The sequence below is a fragment of the Chryseobacterium ginsenosidimutans genome (genome assembly GCF_039536845.1).
In the GTDB taxonomy this organism is placed as follows: domain Bacteria; phylum Bacteroidota; class Bacteroidia; order Flavobacteriales; family Weeksellaceae; genus Chryseobacterium; species Chryseobacterium ginsenosidimutans_B.
This window is the reverse complement of sequence record NZ_BAAAZJ010000016.1, coordinates 279541-298488: the sequence shown is the minus strand read 5'-3', so window position 1 is coordinate 298488 and position 18948 is coordinate 279541. Positions and strand designations below refer to the sequence as shown.

Sequence of the window (18948 nt, the reverse complement as noted above, 5' to 3'; positions counted from 1 at the left end):
AATTTTCTGCTCCTTTTTTTATGTTTTAATTTCTTTTTTGAAGTTGTTTCTTTCTTTTGTTAAAAAGGTTTGCGCATTTTTCAGAATAATTAGAAACGATACTTTCACTAAAATCCTCGAAAAAAGTTTTAGGTAAAATCATTTTTATATTAATCTTAGGTATTTTTATTAATTGTTCTTTTCTTAAATCATAATAATTCCAGTCCCCAATATAATTTCCTGTTAATAAATTCACACTTGATTCCCCACTTCCATCGTTATTGGCGGGTCCAAATTCGTATCTACTCATTCCGATAAGTTGTATTTCTTTTTCCAGTTTGTTATATCTAAACTGACAAGCATACCCAGCTCTCATCCAATCAATATTAAGTCTGAAGCCATTTGAAGTACTCTTTAAACTTACTTGCCCATCTAAAGATTCTATTTCTCCACTATTTACCTTTTTAAAATTTTGCGTAGACAGTAATGATACTAATTTTGAATTTTCAGCATCAATATAAATAGTGTCTTTGATTCCATCAAGATCTACATCCTTTATCAGCTTTGTTTGTGCAAATAATAGGTTGCTAATAAAAAATATTAAATACGGTATTCTCATTATTTCTTAATTTTACTACGATTAACACATTTTGTGTTAAATTTAAAAACATTATTTTTTAACTCATTATAATACACATGTCTTTCAGCCATTCCATTACCTCCACCATTTACAAATTTTGAAATAATAGTAAGATATTTATCTCCATAGTCTGAAACTTCATTTAAATTTTTATGTAATATTTCCTTATATTTTTCTTTGTTTGCTTTACTACCGTATTCTATTGTTTTATATATATCCCAAAACCATCCAGCAGAATCAATAGCAAAAAACAAATTATTTGCTAATAAGCCAGCACTATCAACATCAATTAAATCTATGACTTTTTCTCTTTCCTTTTTTCCTTTTGAATTGATAATTGGTTTCCCATTTTTATCCAATTTATCTTTAAAATAAATATATTTTTCCTGATATTGCTTTTTTCGATTAAATAATTCATCAATTTTTTTATTTCCTACAAGTGGTGAATTTTTGGAAATGATATATTCAAAATATTCCTTTTGGGTATCCCTCCAAGTTAATTGCATTGCACCACGACCTTTGTATCTTGGACCGTCACCAACTATTGTGTGACCATGAGCAGAGGATTCTGAATGTTTTCCTGGATCATACCCTTTACCACTTGCATATTCTAAAGTAGTTCCTAACCTTGAGGTTTCGTGATATGATTGCGATAGAAAGTGAATTTTTCTAATGCAAGTATTAATATGATATTTGCTAAATGTTTTATTCAGTTCTTCTAGTAATTTATCATAAGTTTTATCAGAATTTAAAAGAGGACAATTTTCATCACTAAATAGAGATGTGGATATTATTTTTTCTGATAACCTCAATTGTTTTACAATTAATTTAAGTTCTTCTAATTCCAAATCTCTATCACAAAAGCACTTTCCATCGCCTTTTTTCACCTCTTCTTCCTTCTTTAGCGGTTCAGAAGTCCCCGTTTTCACAGGCGTTTGAGAATCTTGGGGAACACTCATTTGTCCCAACTCATTTTTTATTTTTAGCTCTTCTTCATAGAAATTAGCTTCATTATCTTTCTCCCAAACTTTTACTTTATAATGATGCTCACTGGCAGACATATTTTGTTGAGTCTGGATATACATCGCAGGGCTTAACAATATAGATTTTTTAGTTTTTACAATACCATTTTTCTGAACAATCTGCATAGGCTCAGAACTTTTCGCCACTTCAACATCTCGCCCGTCTACAGTATCATAAATTTTAAACTCTACATATTTTCCCATCATATTCAAAGTGTAAATTTGTAGGTTTACACTATTTAAATATTTCAAATTGTCGGTATTCTGTATTTTATATTCTACATCGAGAAAAAATATATCAACTATCTTTACCTCTCCGTTAGCTTGTGGAGTAATGTGCAGTTCTGCTGTTTCGCCTTTATAGGTCGCCTTTAATTGCAGGTTTTTACCCTGTAGATTTTGTAGAAACTTATACGTCGTTACTCTTCCTTTTTTCTGTCCTGAGAATGGCACTTTTTCATACTCACTGTACTCATTAGACCAATATACCTGCCATAGAATTTGATCATCGTTTACCGAACTAATATCCGCCGTTTCTGTAAAAGTTACACTATACCTTGTAATTCCTCCAATTATTGGGAAACGCTCTCCGTCTATTCCTTTTAATATATTTCCCATAGTTTACAGATAGTATCGGTTTTCATCATATTCAGATTGAAATTCTTCAAAATCAAGACCAGGCAACACTTGGTTTAATAATTCCGCATCTGCTTTTTGTATATTATTACTTCCCATCTTTACGCTTTGCCCATGATGTTGTATTGTAATTTTTCCACCAACAGAACACATAAGATATGATATTTCGATAATGGCTTCCTTATCCATGATTTTTAGCTTTTCATACGGCTTCTTCCATTTTCCTACGGGAACAAAAGCACACGGATTATTATTCTTTACTTTACAGCTCCCAAAACAAGAATTTCCTTCTTTAAACTGAACATCTTCCAAAGTAGCAGTGTGTTTTTCATCATTATTACGACTGTTAAAAATAGTTTTCGAGTGGGAAGTTACTTTTAAAGTAGCAGGATTTAAGCCTTTGTCACATAAACATTTAGCCCCGTCTACAACAAAGAATTTATCTTCATGCTCAGTTTGCTTCGCTTCCTCTTCTTTTTGTTTTTGGGATTCTTTTTTTTCTTTTTCCTGCTGATATTCTTCTTCTTTTCGTTGTTCAATTACTTCCTTGGATGGCTTTTCTTTTTCTACGGTAAGTTTTTTACCTTCCCATATATTATAACCAATTCCGTCATTAATATCTTCGCACCAAAGATTGTGGAAGCTTCTAAGCTGATACACGGAAATTCCGTAATCGTCGGCAATACTTTCTAATGTTTCGCCTTTCTTTACAATGTAAATAATTCCTTTTTTCATCTTCTAATATTGTGTTTGGGTAAATTGTTATCTTCAATTTCTTCTACAAAAAAGCCTCTGGATTTTTGTAATTTTTCTCTTTCTTCTCTTTCATCAAATACAACATTTATATCTGTTTTTCTTTCAATAAGTTCTTTTGTTTCCTGAATGTGAATTTTTATTTCTTCCTGATAAGTTGATAAGTAAAAGTTTATTTTAACCTCATGAATGCTTCGGTCTTTATTAAGAAGAAAGTATCCTGAGATGGTATCGTTTTCTATTAATTCAGATTTTCCTTCCACAGAAATTCTTATTTTTCCATTTTCAGTATAATCCTTTTGAAGTTCTAAATCCAACGAATATTTTATTTTTTGTCCCGAAATAAAAGAAAATTCATAATTGTTAATTGTTGAAACCCTACCTATTTCATAATCACCATAAACAGGAAAAAAAAACCAAGAAAAAAAACAATCGTTTTGTAGGCTTTTAATTAATTTTTCAGAGCTTTTATAAAGTCTTCCTATTTCGTTCAGTAATTGTGTAGATTTTCCTTTTTCATAATACGTCTGAAATCTGGGTATAAAGCTTTTCCAGCGCTCCAAAATTTCTGAATGATTATAAATGCCTTTCGAATAACCATAAGAATTTATGACTAATTTTAAAGGAAAAAGTGCTTGCGAAGCGGAATAAACCAAGTCACCAACAAGTGTTTCGTCCGGCTTTTCATAATTAATAAGTAAATTATTCCGATTAATTTTTACAACAGGTCTTTTAGGTTCTTCAGAAGTTCGCCCATTATGGATAAAAGTAAAATCAAAAGACAAAGCTTTTTCAGCAATATTACTTTTTTTAAAGTAGTTATAGTTATATTCCCTTTCCTGTAATTGCATAGAAGGGAAGTATAGATGTGTAGGAACATTCATTTTCATCCAATAAGTGTGTTTTTGTGCTAATACAAATTTAAAATTATTTCCTGAAATTCTTCATCATAGAAAATATATTTTATTATGTTAAGCTATTTTTTTACTATCAGTTTAATTATGATAAATTCCAAAACCTGATGCAAATCATACAAATTTGTTTAATTATTTTGTTTAACAATTTTGTCAAAACGATTGATTGATTTATATTTGCACAAATTTGTTTAACAAAAATGTCAAATCAAGCAAAAAAAGACCAAACACAAGAATTAATCAAGGACACCGCGAAGAATTTATTCTTTGTGAAGGGAAAGTTTGACGCTACTACTCAGGAAATTGCTGATGCAGCGGGAGTCAACAGAACGCTTATTAATTATTATTTCCGTTCGAGAGATAATCTGATTCAGATCATTTTTGATGAAGCGCAAAAAGTAGAAAAGGAAAAATCAGAAATTATTATGAATTCCGATTTGCCTTTCAAAGAAAAAATCGGTCAGTTTATAGACGGAAGTTTATCGACAAGCTTACAATATCCGTATCTGGAAACTTATATTGTATCACAAATTAACAAAGGAACCTGCCATCATAAAGATATTGAAGAAGGAGAACTGAACAAATTATATGAAGATATAAGAAAAGAAATGGAACTCGGTAATATCGATAAAATGGAACCGATTCAGTTTGTCTTAAACATGATTTCCTTATTGGTTTTCCCAAGTGCGGTAAGACCCTTGTTGATGGAGAATCTGATGATTGGGGAGAAAGAATTTGATAAGATCATTTCTGAAAGAAAAGAGATCATTTTGAATATATTATTCAAAAATTAAAAAAATGTTAAAGTATTTTAAGAAATGATACGTCATTTAGAAATAATTACATCAAAGAGAGAAATTACATTAAAAAAATAAACGAAGTATAAAATTATGAAAAGAAAACGTATAACTGCAAACAAGCTAAAAATTGGGATAGCGGCTGCATTTATGATTTTCGGTTTTTCATCCGTGTCTGCGCAACAGCAGGTTTCTCTTCAGGAAGCCATCAAACAGGCACTTCAAAACAAAGCAGAGGCGAAAAAAGCTGCTTTACAGATCAAAAAAGCCGAATACAAAATTGATGAAGCCAGAGCCGGAGCTTTACCACAGATAAGTGCAACGGCGGGTTTAACCTACAATCCTGTTATTCAGGAGTCTTTGCTGGAATTCGGTGGAGAAAGAATCAGAGCTCAATTGGGGCAGCCGTGGAGTTCAACTGCCTCTGTACAGCTTCAGCAGGCTATTTTTGATCAGAGAGTGTTTACAGGCCTTAAAGCTGCAAAATCAACAAGAGAATTTTATGTTCTGAATGCTCAGTTGACAAATGAACAAATCATTGAAAACGTAGCAACAGCTTACTATCAGGTTTTTGTTCAGGAAGAAAATCTGAAAACAGTAGAAGCGAGCTATGCCAATACGGAAAAAGTAAGAAATGTTATTAAAAGCTTGGTTGACAACGGTTTGGCAAAATCAATAGATTTGGATCGTACCAATGTTCAGCTGACGAATATTGGTTCAAACAAGCAGACATTAATTAATTCTGTTGAGCTTTCAAAAAATGCTTTGAAATTTTATATGGGCGTACCGATCTCTACAGATATTGAGCTTGAAGAAAAAACAATCGAACCAAAACCTGAACTGATTGCAAGCACTGTTAATCTTGATGAACGTACAGAAGTGAAAGTTTTAAATAAAAACAGAGAACTTTTGGTATTCAATAAAAAAGCAACAGAAGCTTATCTATATCCGACAGTAAATTTAGTTGCCAACTACGGTTGGGGAGGGCAAGGTAGAAAATTTCCACTTACCAACGGGATCAACAACGGAGTTCTTTGGAGCGATTATTCAGCAATTGGTTTAAATGTCAATATCCCGATTTTCACGGGGGGTGCTACAAAAGCTAAGATCAATCAGGCGGAAATCGATATTCAGGATCTTGATCAGGATATCCAGAACACTCAATTGAGCTTAAGTTTAGATTATAGAAATGCCATTACCAATATGGAAAATGCATTAATTAATATCGAAAGTATGAAAGACAATGTAGGTTTGGCGGAAAGAGTTCAGAAAAATACTCAATCCAATTACCAGTACGGCTTGGCAACGCTTACAGAAGTGTTGGACGCTGAAAATGCTCTGACGCAGGCTAAACAGAACTATGCAAACGCATTATTGGATTACAAACAGGCTGAAATTAAGTTAATTAAAGCAAAAGGAGAATTAAACACACTACAAAACCCGTAATAAACTATGAAAAAGACTTTAATATATATCATCGTAGCAGCTGTCCTTATCGGTTTGGGAGCCTATAAGATTGCCGATAATAAGAAGAAACAGGAGACAGAAGTAAAAGAAGTTGCCAAGCAGGTTGATAAAATCAACGTAAATATTGTAACGGTAGCAAGAGAAAATATCGACACAGACTATTCAGCGAACGGAACTTTTCTTCCAAAACAGGAAATGAATCAGGCTTCTGAAATTGCAGGACGTATTGTAAACGTTTTGGTGAAAGAAGGTTCAAAAGTTGGTGCAGGCCAGGTTTTAGCAACAATTAAGAGAGATGCGATCGAAGTTGATATTTCTCAGGCTCAAAACAACTTGCAGAATGCTATTATTGATAACCAGCGTTATGAAAATGCCTACAAAACAGGAGGTGTTACAAAACAACAGCTGGATAATTCAAGATTACAATTGAAAAATGCACAGGTTGCTGTAAAAGCTCAGGGAGTAAGAGTAAATGATACAAGCATTCGTGCAGGAATCAGCGGAACGATCAACAAGAAAATGGTTGAGCCGGGAACTGTCGTTTCTATAGGAACTTCTATGTTCGAAATTGTAAATATTAACAGCTTAAAACTTTCAGTTTTAGTGGATGAAAGCCAGATCGGAAGAATCGCTTTAGGTCAGGAAGTTCCGATTAATGTTAATGTTTTGCCGGAAGATTCTTTCACGGGTAGAATTACGTTTATTGCTCCTAAAAGTGATGCTTCTTTGAATTTCCCTGTTGAAATTGAAGTTCAGAACAGAGGAAACTTAAAAGCGGGTATGTACGCAACAGCTTTATTTAAAACAAATCATGGGGCTGAAACTCAAAATATGTTGACAGTTCCTGCTGAAGCTTTCGTGAATGGAGTAAGTTCAGGGCAGCTATTCATCGTTCAGAACGGAGCTGCTAAACTGATCAAAGTTACCATTGGAAAAGTATATGGAGATAAAGTACAGATTTTAAGTGGTCTTAATGGCGGCGAACAGGTAATTACCAGCGGACAGATCAACCTTGAAAATGGGTCTAAAATCAATATCGTAAAATAAGAGATGAAGTTAGCAGAAATATCCATTAAAAGACCATCCTTAGTAATCGTATTATTTACGATACTTACGCTGGGTGGAATCTTGAGTTACACCTTGATGGGGTACGAATTGATTCCGAAATTTGAAACCAACATGGTTACTATTTCTACGGTTTATCCGGGAGCTTCGCCGAGTGAGGTGGAAACTTCGGTAACCCGAAAGATAGAAGATGCCGTTGGTGCTTTGGAAAACGTGAAAAAAGTAGAATCATCATCTTACGAAAGTCTTTCGGTGATCATGGTTCAGTTAAATACAGGAGCTGATGTTAACTATGCCCTGAATGATGCACAACGTAAAGTAAATGCCATCCTTTCGGAACTTCCGGACGACGCAGATGCTCCTTCACTGAACAAATTCTCATTAGACGATCTGCCGATCATGACGATGAGTGTTTCCAGTGATAAACTGAACAGCAAAGAGCTTTACGACTTATTAGATAAAAAAATAGAACCTATTTTCTCCCGTGTGAACGGTGTAGCTCAGGTTGACCTTGTAGGTGGACAGGAGAGAGAAATTCAGGTGAGTATTGATGAGAAAAAATTGCAGGGTTACGGTCTTTCAATCGGAGACGTACAACAGGCAATTCTTTCGTCCAACTTAGATTTCCCGACAGGAAGTTTAAAATCAAGAACGACTAAATCTACCATCAGATTATCAGGGAAATACAAGTCTATCGGAGAAATGAGCAATCTTGTTATTTCCAACAAAAACGGAGCTCAGGTAAGACTTTCTGATGTAGCAACAGTTTTTGATGCTCAGGAGGATGTAGAAAAAATTGCAAGATTTAATCAGAATCCGACTATTTTGATGCAGGTAAAGAAACAATCAGATGCGAATGCGGTGGCGGTTTCAGAAAGCATTCAGAAAACTGTGGATGAGGTGATGAAGAATTATGCAACTCAGGGGGTAAAAGTGAAAATTGTAGATAACAGTACAGATTTTACCTTGGAAGCTGCAGATCACGTTATTTTTGACTTGTTCTTAGCGGTAATTTTGGTAGCCGTTGTAATGTTATTATTCCTTCATAATATCCGTAACGCATTCATTGTAATGGTTTCTATTCCGGTTTCGTTGATTGCTACCGTAATTGGAATGTACTTAATGGGATACACGCTGAACTTGATGAGTTTACTGGGACTTTCATTGGTTGTAGGTATTCTTGTGGATGACGCAATCGTTGTATTGGAGAACGTTTACCGTCACATGGAGATGGGAAAAAGCAGGATTCGTGCAGCGTATGACGGTGCTTCGGAAATTGGATTTACCGTTTCGGCGATTACGTTGGTAATTGTAGTGGTATTCTTACCGATTGCAATGAGTTCAGGTTTGGTTTCTGATATCTTGGCGCAGTTCTGTGTGACCGTAGTTATTGCTACAATGTTATCATTGTTGGCATCATTTACAATCATTCCTTGGTTGTCTTCAAGATTCGGGAAGCTTGTACATTTAACAGGTAAAAATCCTTTCGAAAAATTCATTCTTTGGTTTGAAAGACAATTGGATAAATTCACACACTGGATCACAGGAATTCTTGAATGGTGTTTAAAATCAACTTTAAGAAGAGTAATGACTGTTATTGTAACATTCCTTATTTTGATTTCTTCATTCATGTTGGTGGCATTCGGATTTATCGGAGGTGAATTCTTCCCGAAAATGGACCGTGGACAGTTCTTGGTTCAGATCGAATTATCAAAAGATGCTACTGTTGAAAAAACCAATCAGGTAACTTTAGAAGTTGAAAAATATTTAAGAAACGATAAAGATGTAGTGGATTTGATCACAACAGTTGGTCAGCAGTCTTCAGGTTTTGGAGCTTCACAGGCAACGGTTTATCAGTCGGAAGTTCAGGTGAATCTTATCGATAAATCTGAAAGAGCAGAAAGTACAGATATCATCGCTGCAAAAATGAAGCGTGATTTAGAAGAAAAATTCACCGGAGTTGAGTTCAAAACAGCACCAATCGGATTGATGGGAGCAGATAATGCGCCAATCGAGATGGTGGTAACAGCACCTGATAATGCAACAGCTACCAAAGAAGCAACAAGAATTTTAGAATTACTGAAAAAAGTTCCGGGTTCTGTAGATGCTGAATTATCTACGGATACTGGAAGTCCGGAGGTAAGAGTAAATATCGACAGAGATAAAATGGCTTCTTTAGGTTTGAATCTTTCTAATGTAGGACAGGCGATGCAGACTGCATTCAACGGAAATACAGACGGAAAATACAGAGCCGGAGAATATGAATATGACATCAACATCCGTTTCGCAGACAACAACAGAAAATCTATTGATGATGTAAGAAACCTGATGTTTACGAATAATAACGGAGAACAGATCAGACTGAGCCAGTTTGCGAATGTAGATATGAGCTCAGGACCGAGTTTGCTGCAACGTAGAGATAAATCACCTTCTGTAAAAGTGCTTTCAAAAGTGGTGGGTCGTCCTGTAGGAGACGTTGCCAACGAATGGTCTGCACAATTTATGGATAACGAAAAAACAAAACCAGCCGGAGTTAATTATATCTGGAGCGGTGATATGGAAAACCAGACAGAAGGTTTCGGTACATTAGGAATTGCTTTGATGGCGGCTATTGTATTGGTTTACCTGGTAATGGTTTCGCTATATGACAGTTTTGTGTATCCGTTTGTGGTATTGTTCTCAATTCCTTTGGCATTGATCGGGGTAATGGTAATTCTTGCATTAACAGGAAATTCATTAAATATCTTTACGATGTTGGGTATGATTATGTTGATTGGTTTGGTAGCGAAGAACGCGATTATGATTGTCGACTTTGCGAACATGAGAAAAGCGGCAGGTGCAAATACACATGACGCTTTGGTTCAGGCAAACCACGCACGTCTTCGTCCGATCCTGATGACTACGATCGCGATGATCTTCGGTATGATCCCGATTGCCATTGCAAAAGGAGCAGGAGCGGAGATGAACAACGGATTGGCTTGGGTAGTTATTGGTGGTTTGACATCGTCATTATTCCTTACGTTGATCATTGTACCGGTAGTTTACTCTTTATTTGATTCAATTTTAAGAAGAATGGGTAAACATGAAAAAGTAGATTACGAAGCTGAAATGAAAGCTGATTATGTACATAAAGAACTAAGTGATGATGGTTTCACACCGAAACACGTAGATTAATATAAACCTTAATTGACCGAAAAAGCGTATCAGAAATGATGCGCTTTTTTAGTTTCTATATATAAATTTAAATTAAAAATAATGGTTTTATTTTTTGAAATACAAAGAATGTATTAAATAAGGTACTTTTGACGTCTTTGTAGCCAAAATATACGTTTAGTAACGCCAAAAATGGGGTTCTCAACGTCAAATTTGTGGTCTTTGACGCCAAAAATGAGGCTAGTGGACGTCATTTTTGACGAATTGAACCTCATCTTTCAGGCTGTAAATCCCATTTTTGACGTGAAGAACCACAAAAAAGGACTTCGGGACGTCAAAAAAAAGAATTTTTACCGGAAAACTTTAATCGATTTGAAAAATTAAATTTTGGATCAGATCATTAAATGTATTTTTTCTGATGAAAAGTTTGTCTTTATTTTTGAAGGTCATAAAAAAAGCTTCCAGATGATTCTGAAAGCTTTTTTTATTTTTTTGTAGAAATTAATCTGCCATTACCTCTCCGGACTTTCTGTAGATAAAATTTCCGTAGATGTGCCTTCTTGCAAAACGGCTTGGCGAATCAGCGTTCACCATTTTGATATAAATATTTCTTGGGACACCAATATATTCAAACATCTTTCCATTTAAATGCTGAACTTTTAAAATCTGTTTTTCAAGATAAAAGTCAGTAATGATCGATGTTGTAATCGTTTCCGTATATTCTTCTTTATATTTTTCCTGCGTTTCAGGATTAATGCTTACCAAAAAATGATAGGCTTCAATCACAGATTTGCTTTTTTCTTCCGCTTCCAGTTGTCCGGCTTCATCATTCACAAATTTATCAGGATGCGTATCTTTCATCGCATTTCTGTAAATTGTTTTTAATTCTTTTAATGTAGCGGTATTATCTACTCCAAGAAGTTTTCTGTGTTCACCTATTCTTTTCATAACGTATGATCCTTATTTCGCGGTGCAAAAGTAAGGTTTTTAATTGAGAAAATTGTAAGTTATTCAGTATTAATTTATTTGGTGCTAAAATTACGGTTGTTTTTTTGTTTCAAATAAAAAATAAATGATTGGTAATTAAAGGTAAACTATCGAGTATAATTAATATAGCGATCATTAATTATTTGAAAAGCTATATCAAAATGTTTTTTTAATTAAAAATCAGAAAATCTATAATTAAACATGTAGGTAAATTATCGTTTGCCAAACCCCAATAAGCAGGGTAAACCCCATCGCCATAACCTGACTGAAACATAATAACATTTAGATTTTCATTTGGTATTTTAAAGTTTACCCAATCACCAGTATCTTTTTGATCATTTGGATTTTTAGCATTTTTTTTGAATTCTTTGGCTAATAAATCATCGTAGATATTAAGGCTATCATTTTGCTTGTAAAAATTTTCTAAAAACTTATTATAAGCGATTCCTGATTGATAATCAAAAAAACTTCCTACTCCTGCATCTACACCAAAACCTAAATACTCATCTTTCTTTAACTTTGAAATATCATCTCCATCTATTGTTGCTAAAACCCATTTAATAGCTTTTTTATTATTAAATTCTAATTTTGCAAATGCAACTCTGTTGCCCGATTTTTCAGTTTTTGCGATATAAATTTTAACATTATATATTCCTGGAAATACTTTTCTACTGAAAGGCTTTGATTCTGGATTAGCAAGTGGATCACAAGCTACAATTTCACCGCTTGGAAGATATAATTTACCTAAATTTACAACTTCAATAGGAGTATTTTCAATTGTTTTTTTGTTTAAATATTTATTATAATCTACTTCCGACATTTTTTCTATGGCGGTGGTTTTATTATTTGTACATCCTGTGAAAAAAATAAGAATTATTATTGCAGATAATTTTTTCATTATTGTGTTATTAGAAATTTTATTAAATCTAATATAGGCAATATTTTATTGCGCAATAAAGTTTTGAAGCAAAATTCTTTTCAGATAAATATAAAAATTATCATTTATTACATTAAATTCATTTTTATTAAAAATATAAATTGTAAACAAAACAGGAGCCCTAAAGCTCCTGCAAAAATATCAACAAATTAAAATATCTCTAAAGCAAACTCCCTACTCGCTTCCTTCGATGCTTCCACCATAGCAATCAACGCCCTTTCCGTTTCATCCCAATGACGGGTTTTCAAGCCACAATCAGGATTTACCCAAAGTTGCTGTGCAGGAATGACGGCTTGAGCTTTTTTCAGCAATTCCACCATTTCCTCTTTGGACGGAACTCTCGGTGAGTGAATATCGTAAACTCCCGGACCGATCTCATTCGGATATTTGAAATTTGCAAAAGCATTTAACAATTCCATCTGGCTTCTGGAGCATTCTATCGTGATCACATCAGCATCCATATCGGCAATATTTTGGATGATATCATTAAATTCAGAATAACACATATGCGTATGAATCTGTGTCGCATCTTCCACACCGCTTGCCGAAATTCTGAAGGCTTCAACTGCCCATTTCAAATAATTCTGCCAGTCAGATTTTCTCAATGGAAGACCTTCACGAATCGCCGGTTCATCAATCTGGATGATTCTGATTCCCGCTTTTTCCAAATCATTCACCTCATCACGAATCGCCAACGCAATTTGTTTACAAGTCAATGAACGAGGCTGATCGTCACGCACAAAAGACCATTGAAGAATTGTCACAGGTCCAGTCAACATTCCTTTGACCCATTTTTGAGTTAAAGACTGAGCATATTCCGACCAATACACCGTCATTGGATTCGGTCTGTGAACATCACCAAAAATTACTGGCGGTTTCACGCAACGGCTTCCGTAACTTTGTACCCAACCGTTTTGAGTAAACGCAAATCCAGCCAATTGTTCCCCAAAATATTCCACCATATCGTTTCGCTCAAACTCCCCGTGAACCAATACATCTATCCCGATTTCTTCCTGCCAACGGATGGTTCTTTCTGTTTCCTGTTTTAATAAAATATCGTATTGTTCGGCATTCAATTCCCCTTTTTTGAATTTTGAACGCCAAGTTCTCACTTCTTTCGTCTGTGGAAACGAACCTATTGTCGTTGTCGGGAACAAAGGAAGATCCAAAACTTTTTGCTGTGTTTCTTTTCTGATATTGAAGGGCGAATTTCTCTGTGCATCCTCTTCAGTTGTCACATCAACACGGTTTTTCACGTCTTGATTGTGAATTAATGTAGAGATTTTACGGTTTTCAATCGCCTTTTTATTTTCAGCTAAAACTTGCAAAGCATTGTAATCCGGATTTCCTGAAGCTAATTTTTTTAAATTCACAATTTCATAGACTTTCTGTTTTGCAAAAGCCATCCATTGTTTGATTTCAGGAGATAAAATTTCTTCATTTTTTTCTGAATCAAGATCAAAAGGAGAGTGGAGCAGTGAACAGGAAGGTGCAATGAAAACTCTATCAGAACCAATTTTCTGAACTGCTTTTTCAATTAAATGTAAAGACTTTTCAAAATCATTTTTCCATATATTTCTTCCGTCGACGATTCCTAAAGAAAGGCTCAAGGTTTCAGGAATATTATTTAAAACTTCATCCAACTGTTCGGGGGAACGAACTAAATCAATATGTAAAACATCGATCGGAAGGGAAGTTGCCAATGAAAGATTGTCTTTTAATCCTTCAAAATAAGTTGTAATAATGAATTTTAAATTTGGAAACTGTTTCCTGATTTCAGCATAAATAAACTGATAGGTTTCTTTTGCTTTTACATTTAAATCCAATGCTAAAAATGGCTCATCAAACTGAATATATTCCGCACCATGATTTTCCAGTTCCTTTAAAATTTGAATATAAACAGGAAGTAAATTTTGCGCTAAATCCAATTTATCAAAACCTTCTTCTTTTTCTTTTCCCAACAACAAATACGTCAGCAAGCCAATAATCACAGGTTTTGCGTTGATTCCTGCCTGTTTTGCGCTGATAAATTCCTGGATGATTTTATTGGAAAATAATTTGAATTCCTGATTTTTCTGAAATTCAGGGACAATGTAATGATAATTGGTGTCAAACCATTTTGTCATTTCCATCGCGGTGATATCCAAATCGTCTTGTTGAAAACCTCTTGCCATTGCAAAGTAAAGATCAGTTTCAGATTTTTTGAAACCAATTTCCTGATAACGTTCCGGAATGGCTCCAACCGTCAATGTCATATCCAAAACCTGATCATAATACGAAAAATCGTTGCAGGGAATAAGATCAATTCCTGCTTCCTGCTGAAGTTTCCAGTTGTTTTGAGTGATGATTTTTCCGACTTCCAACAATTCGGCTAAAACAATCTTACCTGACCAATATTGCTCGCAGGCTTTTTTGAGTTCTCTGTTGCTACCAATTCGCGGATAGCCAAGAATGTGCGTTTGCATTTTCTTTTAAACTTTTAAATTAAACAATAATTTTAAAGCTCTTTTAGAATGCTTCGCAATGCTGTCTTGGAAAGAGATTTTGAGAAATATAGAGATACAATGAAGACGTATTTTTTCCTTTTAATAAAAGAAACTTATTTTTTTGACGCAAAGTTTTAATTAAAAAATCTTCAATATTCAAGAAGGCAAAGAAGAATCAATTTCATTGATTTTAAGAAGCGAACGCATAAAAAGCACTAGCTTCATTAGCGACAAAGTCGCAATTCTTTGCTCCCTAAAAATAAGAAGCTATAACTAAAAAATCTTTGCGTTTAAAAAATTAAGATTAAATTTTAAACCCAATACATTCAAAAAGTATCATCTGTATGACCAAAAAGCTTCAAACCGCGAAAGCATTGTCAATTCGGAACAGGCAGGTCTCCTGACTTGTAACAGCTTTTGTCATCCTTCCCGTTTGCACAGTGGATATACTCGGACAAAAACTTTTGGTGTGTTACTTACAGTTGCGCGACAGCTCGTGATTCTCACACGATTCCCTATTAATCTACGTTATGTAAAACCTTTTCCGTTTGATGAAGTATGTTAAAGAACTGTTTTCAGGGGCAAATGTAGGGAATATTTGTTTGAAAAAATATTAGTTAAAATAAAATCTTTGATTAAAATTTTATTCTTTTTCTATTTACGCTATAATTATCAAAATTTGGATGAAACCAGAATTCTTTTAATCCAATTTGATTATATACTTCAATTTCATCAGAATAAATTGGATAAAGTCCAGCAATATTGATTTTATAATCTGTTCCAACGTCGATATCTAAATAATCATCTTTATCCAAAATACTTGGAGCAAATATCAAAAAAGCATTCATTTCAGAATCTTCACTTATTTGTTCTCCGAAATTGATTGTTTCACCATAACAAAACGATGCTTTTCCTCTGAGTTGATTAGCAATAAACCCTGCAACAATACCCCAATCCAGATTTTCAGATTCAACAGAAATACACAATTCAGGTCTTCCAAGTTTCCATTCTGGATGCTCAATTAAAGACAAACCGTATGTAATCGCTGTTATAAAACCTTTTTCCGGAATATCTCTATAGACGATTGAAGTAACTCCTTTAACTCCATCAATTAGACTTTCGTTATTATAGAATAAAGGTTCTTGCTGAAAGATATTATCTAAATGTTCAATATATTTTTCAATTGGTGTCATATTTTTTCCAAATAAATTGATTTTCATGAAAATTCAAAATTCACTTCAAAAATAATTACTTACTTCAATCAAATTCAAATCCGGATCTCTGAAATACACAGATTTTATCTTCCCCAAAGCTCCGGTTCTTTCAACAATTCCTTCAATGATTTCAATATTTTTCAGTTTCAATTCTTCCAAAATGTCATGAATATCTGTCTCAGCAATAAAACATAAATCTGCAGAACCAGAAGTTGGATATTCTGCTTTTGGTTCAAATTCTCTTCCTTTTTGGTGAAGATTGATTTTCTGACCGCCAAAAGTCAATGCTTTTCTATCGTCTCCAAAAGCTACAACTTTAAAACCTAGAATATTGGTGTAAAAATCTATGGTTTTATCAATGTCTGCAACAGTTAAAACGATATGATCGATATTTTTGATTTCCATAACTTTCTTACTCTGTTCTCTGATAAATATATGTCAGCTTCGCATTTTTAATAAAATCCTGAACCGAAGTTCCTTTCGTTGCGTTTTTATCTGTAAGTTCAAAATAGTAAATCATCAGATTCGGAAATTTTGGATCTTTACAAACAATTTTGAACCTTTTTACTTTCTCATCAGAGCTTAAAAATGTTAACTCAGAAGCATTACTTAGCTTGATATTATTCACTTCGAAAGCATCTTTCCAGTTTTTCTGAAGTTTGGCAAACCTTTTCTGTGTTCTGTCACTGTCTTCGTTTTCGAATTTATCGATTTGATAATCAGTTAAAAGCTGAGGATAAATTAATCCTTCTTTTAGCATTAATTCTGTGATTTTATCGGCTTTGTCGTAAAAAATAATTTTATTGTCAAACAATATCTGATTATCATTGACAGTCATTTTTCCTGCAAATTTTTTATAATTTTTCTTTTTATAATCATTTTTAAAATGTTCAATGACCGCTTTATCCTTCGGACCCGCCTTTTCAGTTTTCTGCCCAAAAACAGAAGCGGATAGAAATAAAGAAAGGCTTATTGTATATAGTAGTTTCATAATGTTCAGGTTTAAATTTTATAGGATGTTTTTGATTTTTATATATTGCAACAGCATAATCGTTTTTGCATCTTTAATTTCTCCGGAATCGATCATTTTTAATGTTTCTTCAAAAGAAAGTTCTAAAACTTCAATGTTTTCACCTTCTTCATCCAGCCCGCCACCATCTGTAATTTTCATTTCTTTTGAATATTCTGCAATAAAAAAATGAAGAATTTCAGTTACAGAACCAGGTGACATATAAGCTTCAAAAATTTTTTCAACTTTCGAAATTTTATAGCCTGTTTCTTCCTCAGTTTCTCTTTTAATGCATTCTTCAGGATTATCGTTGTCAAGTAATCCTGCACAGGCTTCGATCAGCATTCCGCTCGGATTTCCATTAATGAAAGTAGGCAATCTGAATTGCCGGGTTAAAATTACCGTTTCAGAATTTTTATTATAAAGTAAAATTACAGCACCGTTTCCGCGGTCATAAGCTTCACGGCTTTGCTGTTCAACAGTTCCGTCATTTTTTTGAATATTGAAAGTTACTTTTTTCAAAGTATACCAGTTGTCGGATAATATTTCTGTTTTTTCAATATTTACGTTGATATCATTCATAGATCGTACAATCTTGATTAAATTTTCTTAACTAATTTTTTAATAAATCTTCCAAAGCTCCCTCTAAATCAGGGAATTCAAAAACAACTCCAGCTTTCTGAATTTTTTCTGAAGAAGCCCGTGAACCTTCCAGCAAAGCACTTGCCAATTCTCCAAATAATAATTTTAATACAAAACTGGGAACATTCGGCATGAATAAAGGTTTTTTCAAAACTTCTGCAATTTTTTTTGTTAAGTTTTCATTGGTTGTATGTTCTGGGGAAGTGGCATTAAAAGCCCCATCTAAATCTGAATTTTTTAAAGCAAATTTGTAAATCGAGCAAATATCTTTAATATGAATCCACGGCATGTATTGTTTTCCGGTTCCTAACGGTGAACCGATCCCCATTTTTATGGTCGGAATCATCTTTTTCAATGCTCCGTCTTTTTCAGAAAGGACAACTGCCGTTCGGATTTTTACAACTCTTTCAGCTACATTTTGTTCCTTGAAATCGTCTGCAGCTCTTTCCCACAACACGACAACTTCACTTAGAAAGTCATTTCCGGGATTGTCTTTTTCCGTGAAAATTTTCTCTGTTGTTTTTGTTCCGTAATAATTGATTCCTGATGCAGAAATGAAAGATTTCAACTTCATATTCTTTGCTCGCAGAGTTTTTAAAATTAAATTGGCAGAATCTACACGGCTTGAAATTAATTCTTTTTTCCGTTCATCTGTCCAGCGTTTTTCAGAAATATTTGCTCCGGCTAAGTGAATAATATGGGAAACATTTTCGAAAGCTTTTTCATCGATTGACTGGTTTTTGATATCCCATTCAAATTCATTAGCATTTTTCTTTTTTCGGGTTAAAAACCTTACAGAAAATTCTTTTTCAAGCTTTTTTGATAATTCTTTGGCGACTAAACCGTTGGCTCCGGTGATCAGGATAATTTCTTTCATGTAAATAATTTAAATTTTGATATTATGCCTGATTTTTTACAATCAAAACAAAATCTTCTTCTAAAAGTTTATAACCGTAATCGTAGACAAATCTATATTCCGAACCGTTTTTATAAACTTTAAGATTAGTAAAATATTCAAAATCAAAACCTAAGCCATCAAGCTTGGATTTTGCAATTTTTGTTTTGCCATCTGTATTTATTTCTACCAGAATTCTGTAATTTTTGCGAAGTTTATTATTAATATTTCGCATCAGATTGCTGGAATCCTTATTCTGCTTATTATTATAGGCGTTTCGGCAGGCATCGTTGCAGAATTTTTTGTCTGATCTCCCGATAATTTTTTCGCCACATTCAAGACAATTCATAAT

The 18948-nt window shown here is 33.8% G+C and carries 17 protein-coding genes and 1 riboswitch; of the genes, 4 read left to right on the top strand and 13 right to left on the bottom strand.

Annotation, left to right across the window (positions count from 1 at the left end):
* Nucleotides 1-25: 25 nt before the first annotated feature.
* The 4 genes from ABD745_RS20890 to ABD745_RS20875 are packed head-to-tail and all read right to left on the bottom strand — an operon-like array spanning nucleotide 26 to nucleotide 3920.
* Entirely contained in the window at nucleotides 26-598 is a 573-nt protein-coding gene (locus ABD745_RS20890; protein WP_344834787.1) for a hypothetical protein, read from the bottom strand.
* Nucleotides 598-2259 carry a hypothetical protein gene (locus ABD745_RS20885; RefSeq protein ID WP_344834785.1) on the bottom strand — a complete coding sequence of 554 codons (1662 nt, stop codon included), beginning with the start codon at nucleotides 2257-2259 and terminating at the stop codon, nucleotides 598-600. Before ABD745_RS20885 ends, ABD745_RS20890 begins: the two co-directional genes overlap by 1 nt.
* Before the next feature lie 3 nt (nucleotides 2260-2262).
* On the bottom strand, nucleotides 2263-3012 hold the full coding sequence (locus ABD745_RS20880) for a PAAR-like protein (protein WP_344834782.1): 750 nt from the start codon (nucleotides 3010-3012) through the stop codon (nucleotides 2263-2265).
* On the bottom strand, nucleotides 3009-3920 hold the full coding sequence (locus ABD745_RS20875; protein ID WP_344834779.1) for a hypothetical protein: 912 nt from the start codon (nucleotides 3918-3920) through the stop codon (nucleotides 3009-3011). Before ABD745_RS20875 ends, ABD745_RS20880 begins: the two co-directional genes overlap by 4 nt.
* A gap of 224 nt (nucleotides 3921-4144) precedes the next feature.
* Here ABD745_RS20875 and ABD745_RS20870 point away from each other — a divergent pair, with 224 nt between their 5' ends.
* The 4 genes from ABD745_RS20870 to ABD745_RS20855 all read left to right on the top strand — a co-directional run bounded on the left by ABD745_RS20870 (nucleotide 4145) and on the right by ABD745_RS20855 (nucleotide 10447).
* Nucleotides 4145-4738: a TetR family transcriptional regulator gene (locus ABD745_RS20870; RefSeq protein ID WP_047401798.1), complete on the top strand. Its 594-nt coding sequence runs from the start codon at nucleotides 4145-4147 to the stop codon at nucleotides 4736-4738.
* Nucleotides 4739-4834: 96 nt separating this feature from the next.
* Nucleotides 4835-6187, top strand: coding sequence for a TolC family protein (locus ABD745_RS20865; RefSeq protein WP_344834776.1), 1353 nt, complete (start codon nucleotides 4835-4837; stop codon nucleotides 6185-6187).
* A gap of 6 nt (nucleotides 6188-6193) precedes the next feature.
* Nucleotides 6194-7255 (top strand): efflux RND transporter periplasmic adaptor subunit, encoded by a 1062-nt coding sequence (locus tag ABD745_RS20860; RefSeq protein ID WP_344834773.1) that lies wholly within the window; start codon nucleotides 6194-6196, stop codon nucleotides 7253-7255.
* 3 nt (nucleotides 7256-7258) lie between these two features.
* Complete coding sequence (locus ABD745_RS20855) at nucleotides 7259-10447, top strand: efflux RND transporter permease subunit (RefSeq protein WP_344834770.1); 3189 nt, start codon at nucleotides 7259-7261, stop codon at nucleotides 10445-10447.
* Nucleotides 10448-10927: 480 nt separating this feature from the next.
* Here ABD745_RS20855 and ABD745_RS20850 read toward each other — a convergent pair whose 3' ends face one another.
* From ABD745_RS20850 to ABD745_RS20810, 9 genes are all read right to left on the bottom strand, one after another.
* Nucleotides 10928-11374 (bottom strand): KTSC domain-containing protein, encoded by a 447-nt coding sequence (locus tag ABD745_RS20850; RefSeq protein ID WP_047401801.1) that lies wholly within the window; start codon nucleotides 11372-11374, stop codon nucleotides 10928-10930.
* A gap of 208 nt (nucleotides 11375-11582) precedes the next feature.
* Nucleotides 11583-12311 (bottom strand): DUF4241 domain-containing protein, encoded by a 729-nt coding sequence (locus ABD745_RS20845; protein WP_344834766.1) that lies wholly within the window; start codon nucleotides 12309-12311, stop codon nucleotides 11583-11585.
* A gap of 188 nt (nucleotides 12312-12499) precedes the next feature.
* On the bottom strand, nucleotides 12500-14815 hold the full coding sequence (gene metE, locus ABD745_RS20840) for a 5-methyltetrahydropteroyltriglutamate--homocysteine S-methyltransferase (protein ID WP_344834764.1): 2316 nt from the start codon (nucleotides 14813-14815) through the stop codon (nucleotides 12500-12502).
* 394 nt (nucleotides 14816-15209) lie between these two features.
* A riboswitch (cobalamin riboswitch) is annotated at nucleotides 15210-15394 on the bottom strand.
* A gap of 77 nt (nucleotides 15395-15471) precedes the next feature.
* Entirely contained in the window at nucleotides 15472-16056 is a 585-nt protein-coding gene (locus ABD745_RS20835; protein ID WP_344834761.1) for a suppressor of fused domain protein, read from the bottom strand.
* Nucleotides 16057-16074: 18 nt separating this feature from the next.
* A complete protein-coding gene (locus ABD745_RS20830; protein WP_344834758.1) occupies nucleotides 16075-16455 on the bottom strand; it encodes a VOC family protein in 381 nt (126 codons plus the stop codon).
* 7 nt (nucleotides 16456-16462) lie between these two features.
* Nucleotides 16463-17041 (bottom strand): hypothetical protein, encoded by a 579-nt coding sequence (locus ABD745_RS20825; RefSeq protein ID WP_344834755.1) that lies wholly within the window; start codon nucleotides 17039-17041, stop codon nucleotides 16463-16465.
* An 18-nt stretch (nucleotides 17042-17059) separates the two neighbouring features.
* Nucleotides 17060-17641 carry a GDP-mannose pyrophosphatase NudK gene (gene nudK, locus ABD745_RS20820; RefSeq protein ID WP_344834752.1) on the bottom strand — a complete coding sequence of 194 codons (582 nt, stop codon included), beginning with the start codon at nucleotides 17639-17641 and terminating at the stop codon, nucleotides 17060-17062.
* A 31-nt stretch (nucleotides 17642-17672) separates the two neighbouring features.
* Nucleotides 17673-18578, bottom strand: a complete 906-nt coding sequence (locus tag ABD745_RS20815; RefSeq protein WP_344834749.1) for a TIGR01777 family oxidoreductase — start codon at nucleotides 18576-18578, stop codon at nucleotides 17673-17675.
* A gap of 22 nt (nucleotides 18579-18600) precedes the next feature.
* Nucleotides 18601-18945 (bottom strand): hypothetical protein, encoded by a 345-nt coding sequence (locus ABD745_RS20810; protein WP_344834747.1) that lies wholly within the window; start codon nucleotides 18943-18945, stop codon nucleotides 18601-18603.
* Nucleotides 18946-18948: the final 3 nt, after the last annotated feature.

Coding starts and splice junctions, on each gene's coding strand:
- ABD745_RS20885 (WP_344834785.1), bottom strand. CDS start 2,259: ATGGGAAATATATTAAAAGGAATAGACGGAGAGCGTTTCCCAATAATT.
- nudK (WP_344834752.1), bottom strand. CDS start 17,641: ATGAATGATATCAACGTAAATATTGAAAAAACAGAAATATTATCCGAC.
- ABD745_RS20860 (WP_344834773.1), top strand. CDS start 6,194: ATGAAAAAGACTTTAATATATATCATCGTAGCAGCTGTCCTTATCGGT.
- ABD745_RS20810 (WP_344834747.1), bottom strand. CDS start 18,945: ATGAATTGTCTTGAATGTGGCGAAAAAATTATCGGGAGATCAGACAAA.
- ABD745_RS20870 (WP_047401798.1), top strand. CDS start 4,145: ATGTCAAATCAAGCAAAAAAAGACCAAACACAAGAATTAATCAAGGAC.
- ABD745_RS20880 (WP_344834782.1), bottom strand. CDS start 3,012: ATGAAAAAAGGAATTATTTACATTGTAAAGAAAGGCGAAACATTAGAA.
- ABD745_RS20855 (WP_344834770.1), top strand. CDS start 7,259: ATGAAGTTAGCAGAAATATCCATTAAAAGACCATCCTTAGTAATCGTA.
- metE (WP_344834764.1), bottom strand. CDS start 14,815: ATGCAAACGCACATTCTTGGCTATCCGCGAATTGGTAGCAACAGAGAA.
- ABD745_RS20845 (WP_344834766.1), bottom strand. CDS start 12,311: ATGAAAAAATTATCTGCAATAATAATTCTTATTTTTTTCACAGGATGT.
- ABD745_RS20830 (WP_344834758.1), bottom strand. CDS start 16,455: ATGGAAATCAAAAATATCGATCATATCGTTTTAACTGTTGCAGACATT.
- ABD745_RS20825 (WP_344834755.1), bottom strand. CDS start 17,041: ATGAAACTACTATATACAATAAGCCTTTCTTTATTTCTATCCGCTTCT.
- ABD745_RS20835 (WP_344834761.1), bottom strand. CDS start 16,056: ATGAAAATCAATTTATTTGGAAAAAATATGACACCAATTGAAAAATAT.
- ABD745_RS20890 (WP_344834787.1), bottom strand. CDS start 598: ATGAGAATACCGTATTTAATATTTTTTATTAGCAACCTATTATTTGCA.
- ABD745_RS20850 (WP_047401801.1), bottom strand. CDS start 11,374: ATGAAAAGAATAGGTGAACACAGAAAACTTCTTGGAGTAGATAATACC.
- ABD745_RS20875 (WP_344834779.1), bottom strand. CDS start 3,920: ATGAAAATGAATGTTCCTACACATCTATACTTCCCTTCTATGCAATTA.
- ABD745_RS20865 (WP_344834776.1), top strand. CDS start 4,835: ATGAAAAGAAAACGTATAACTGCAAACAAGCTAAAAATTGGGATAGCG.
- ABD745_RS20815 (WP_344834749.1), bottom strand. CDS start 18,578: ATGAAAGAAATTATCCTGATCACCGGAGCCAACGGTTTAGTCGCCAAA.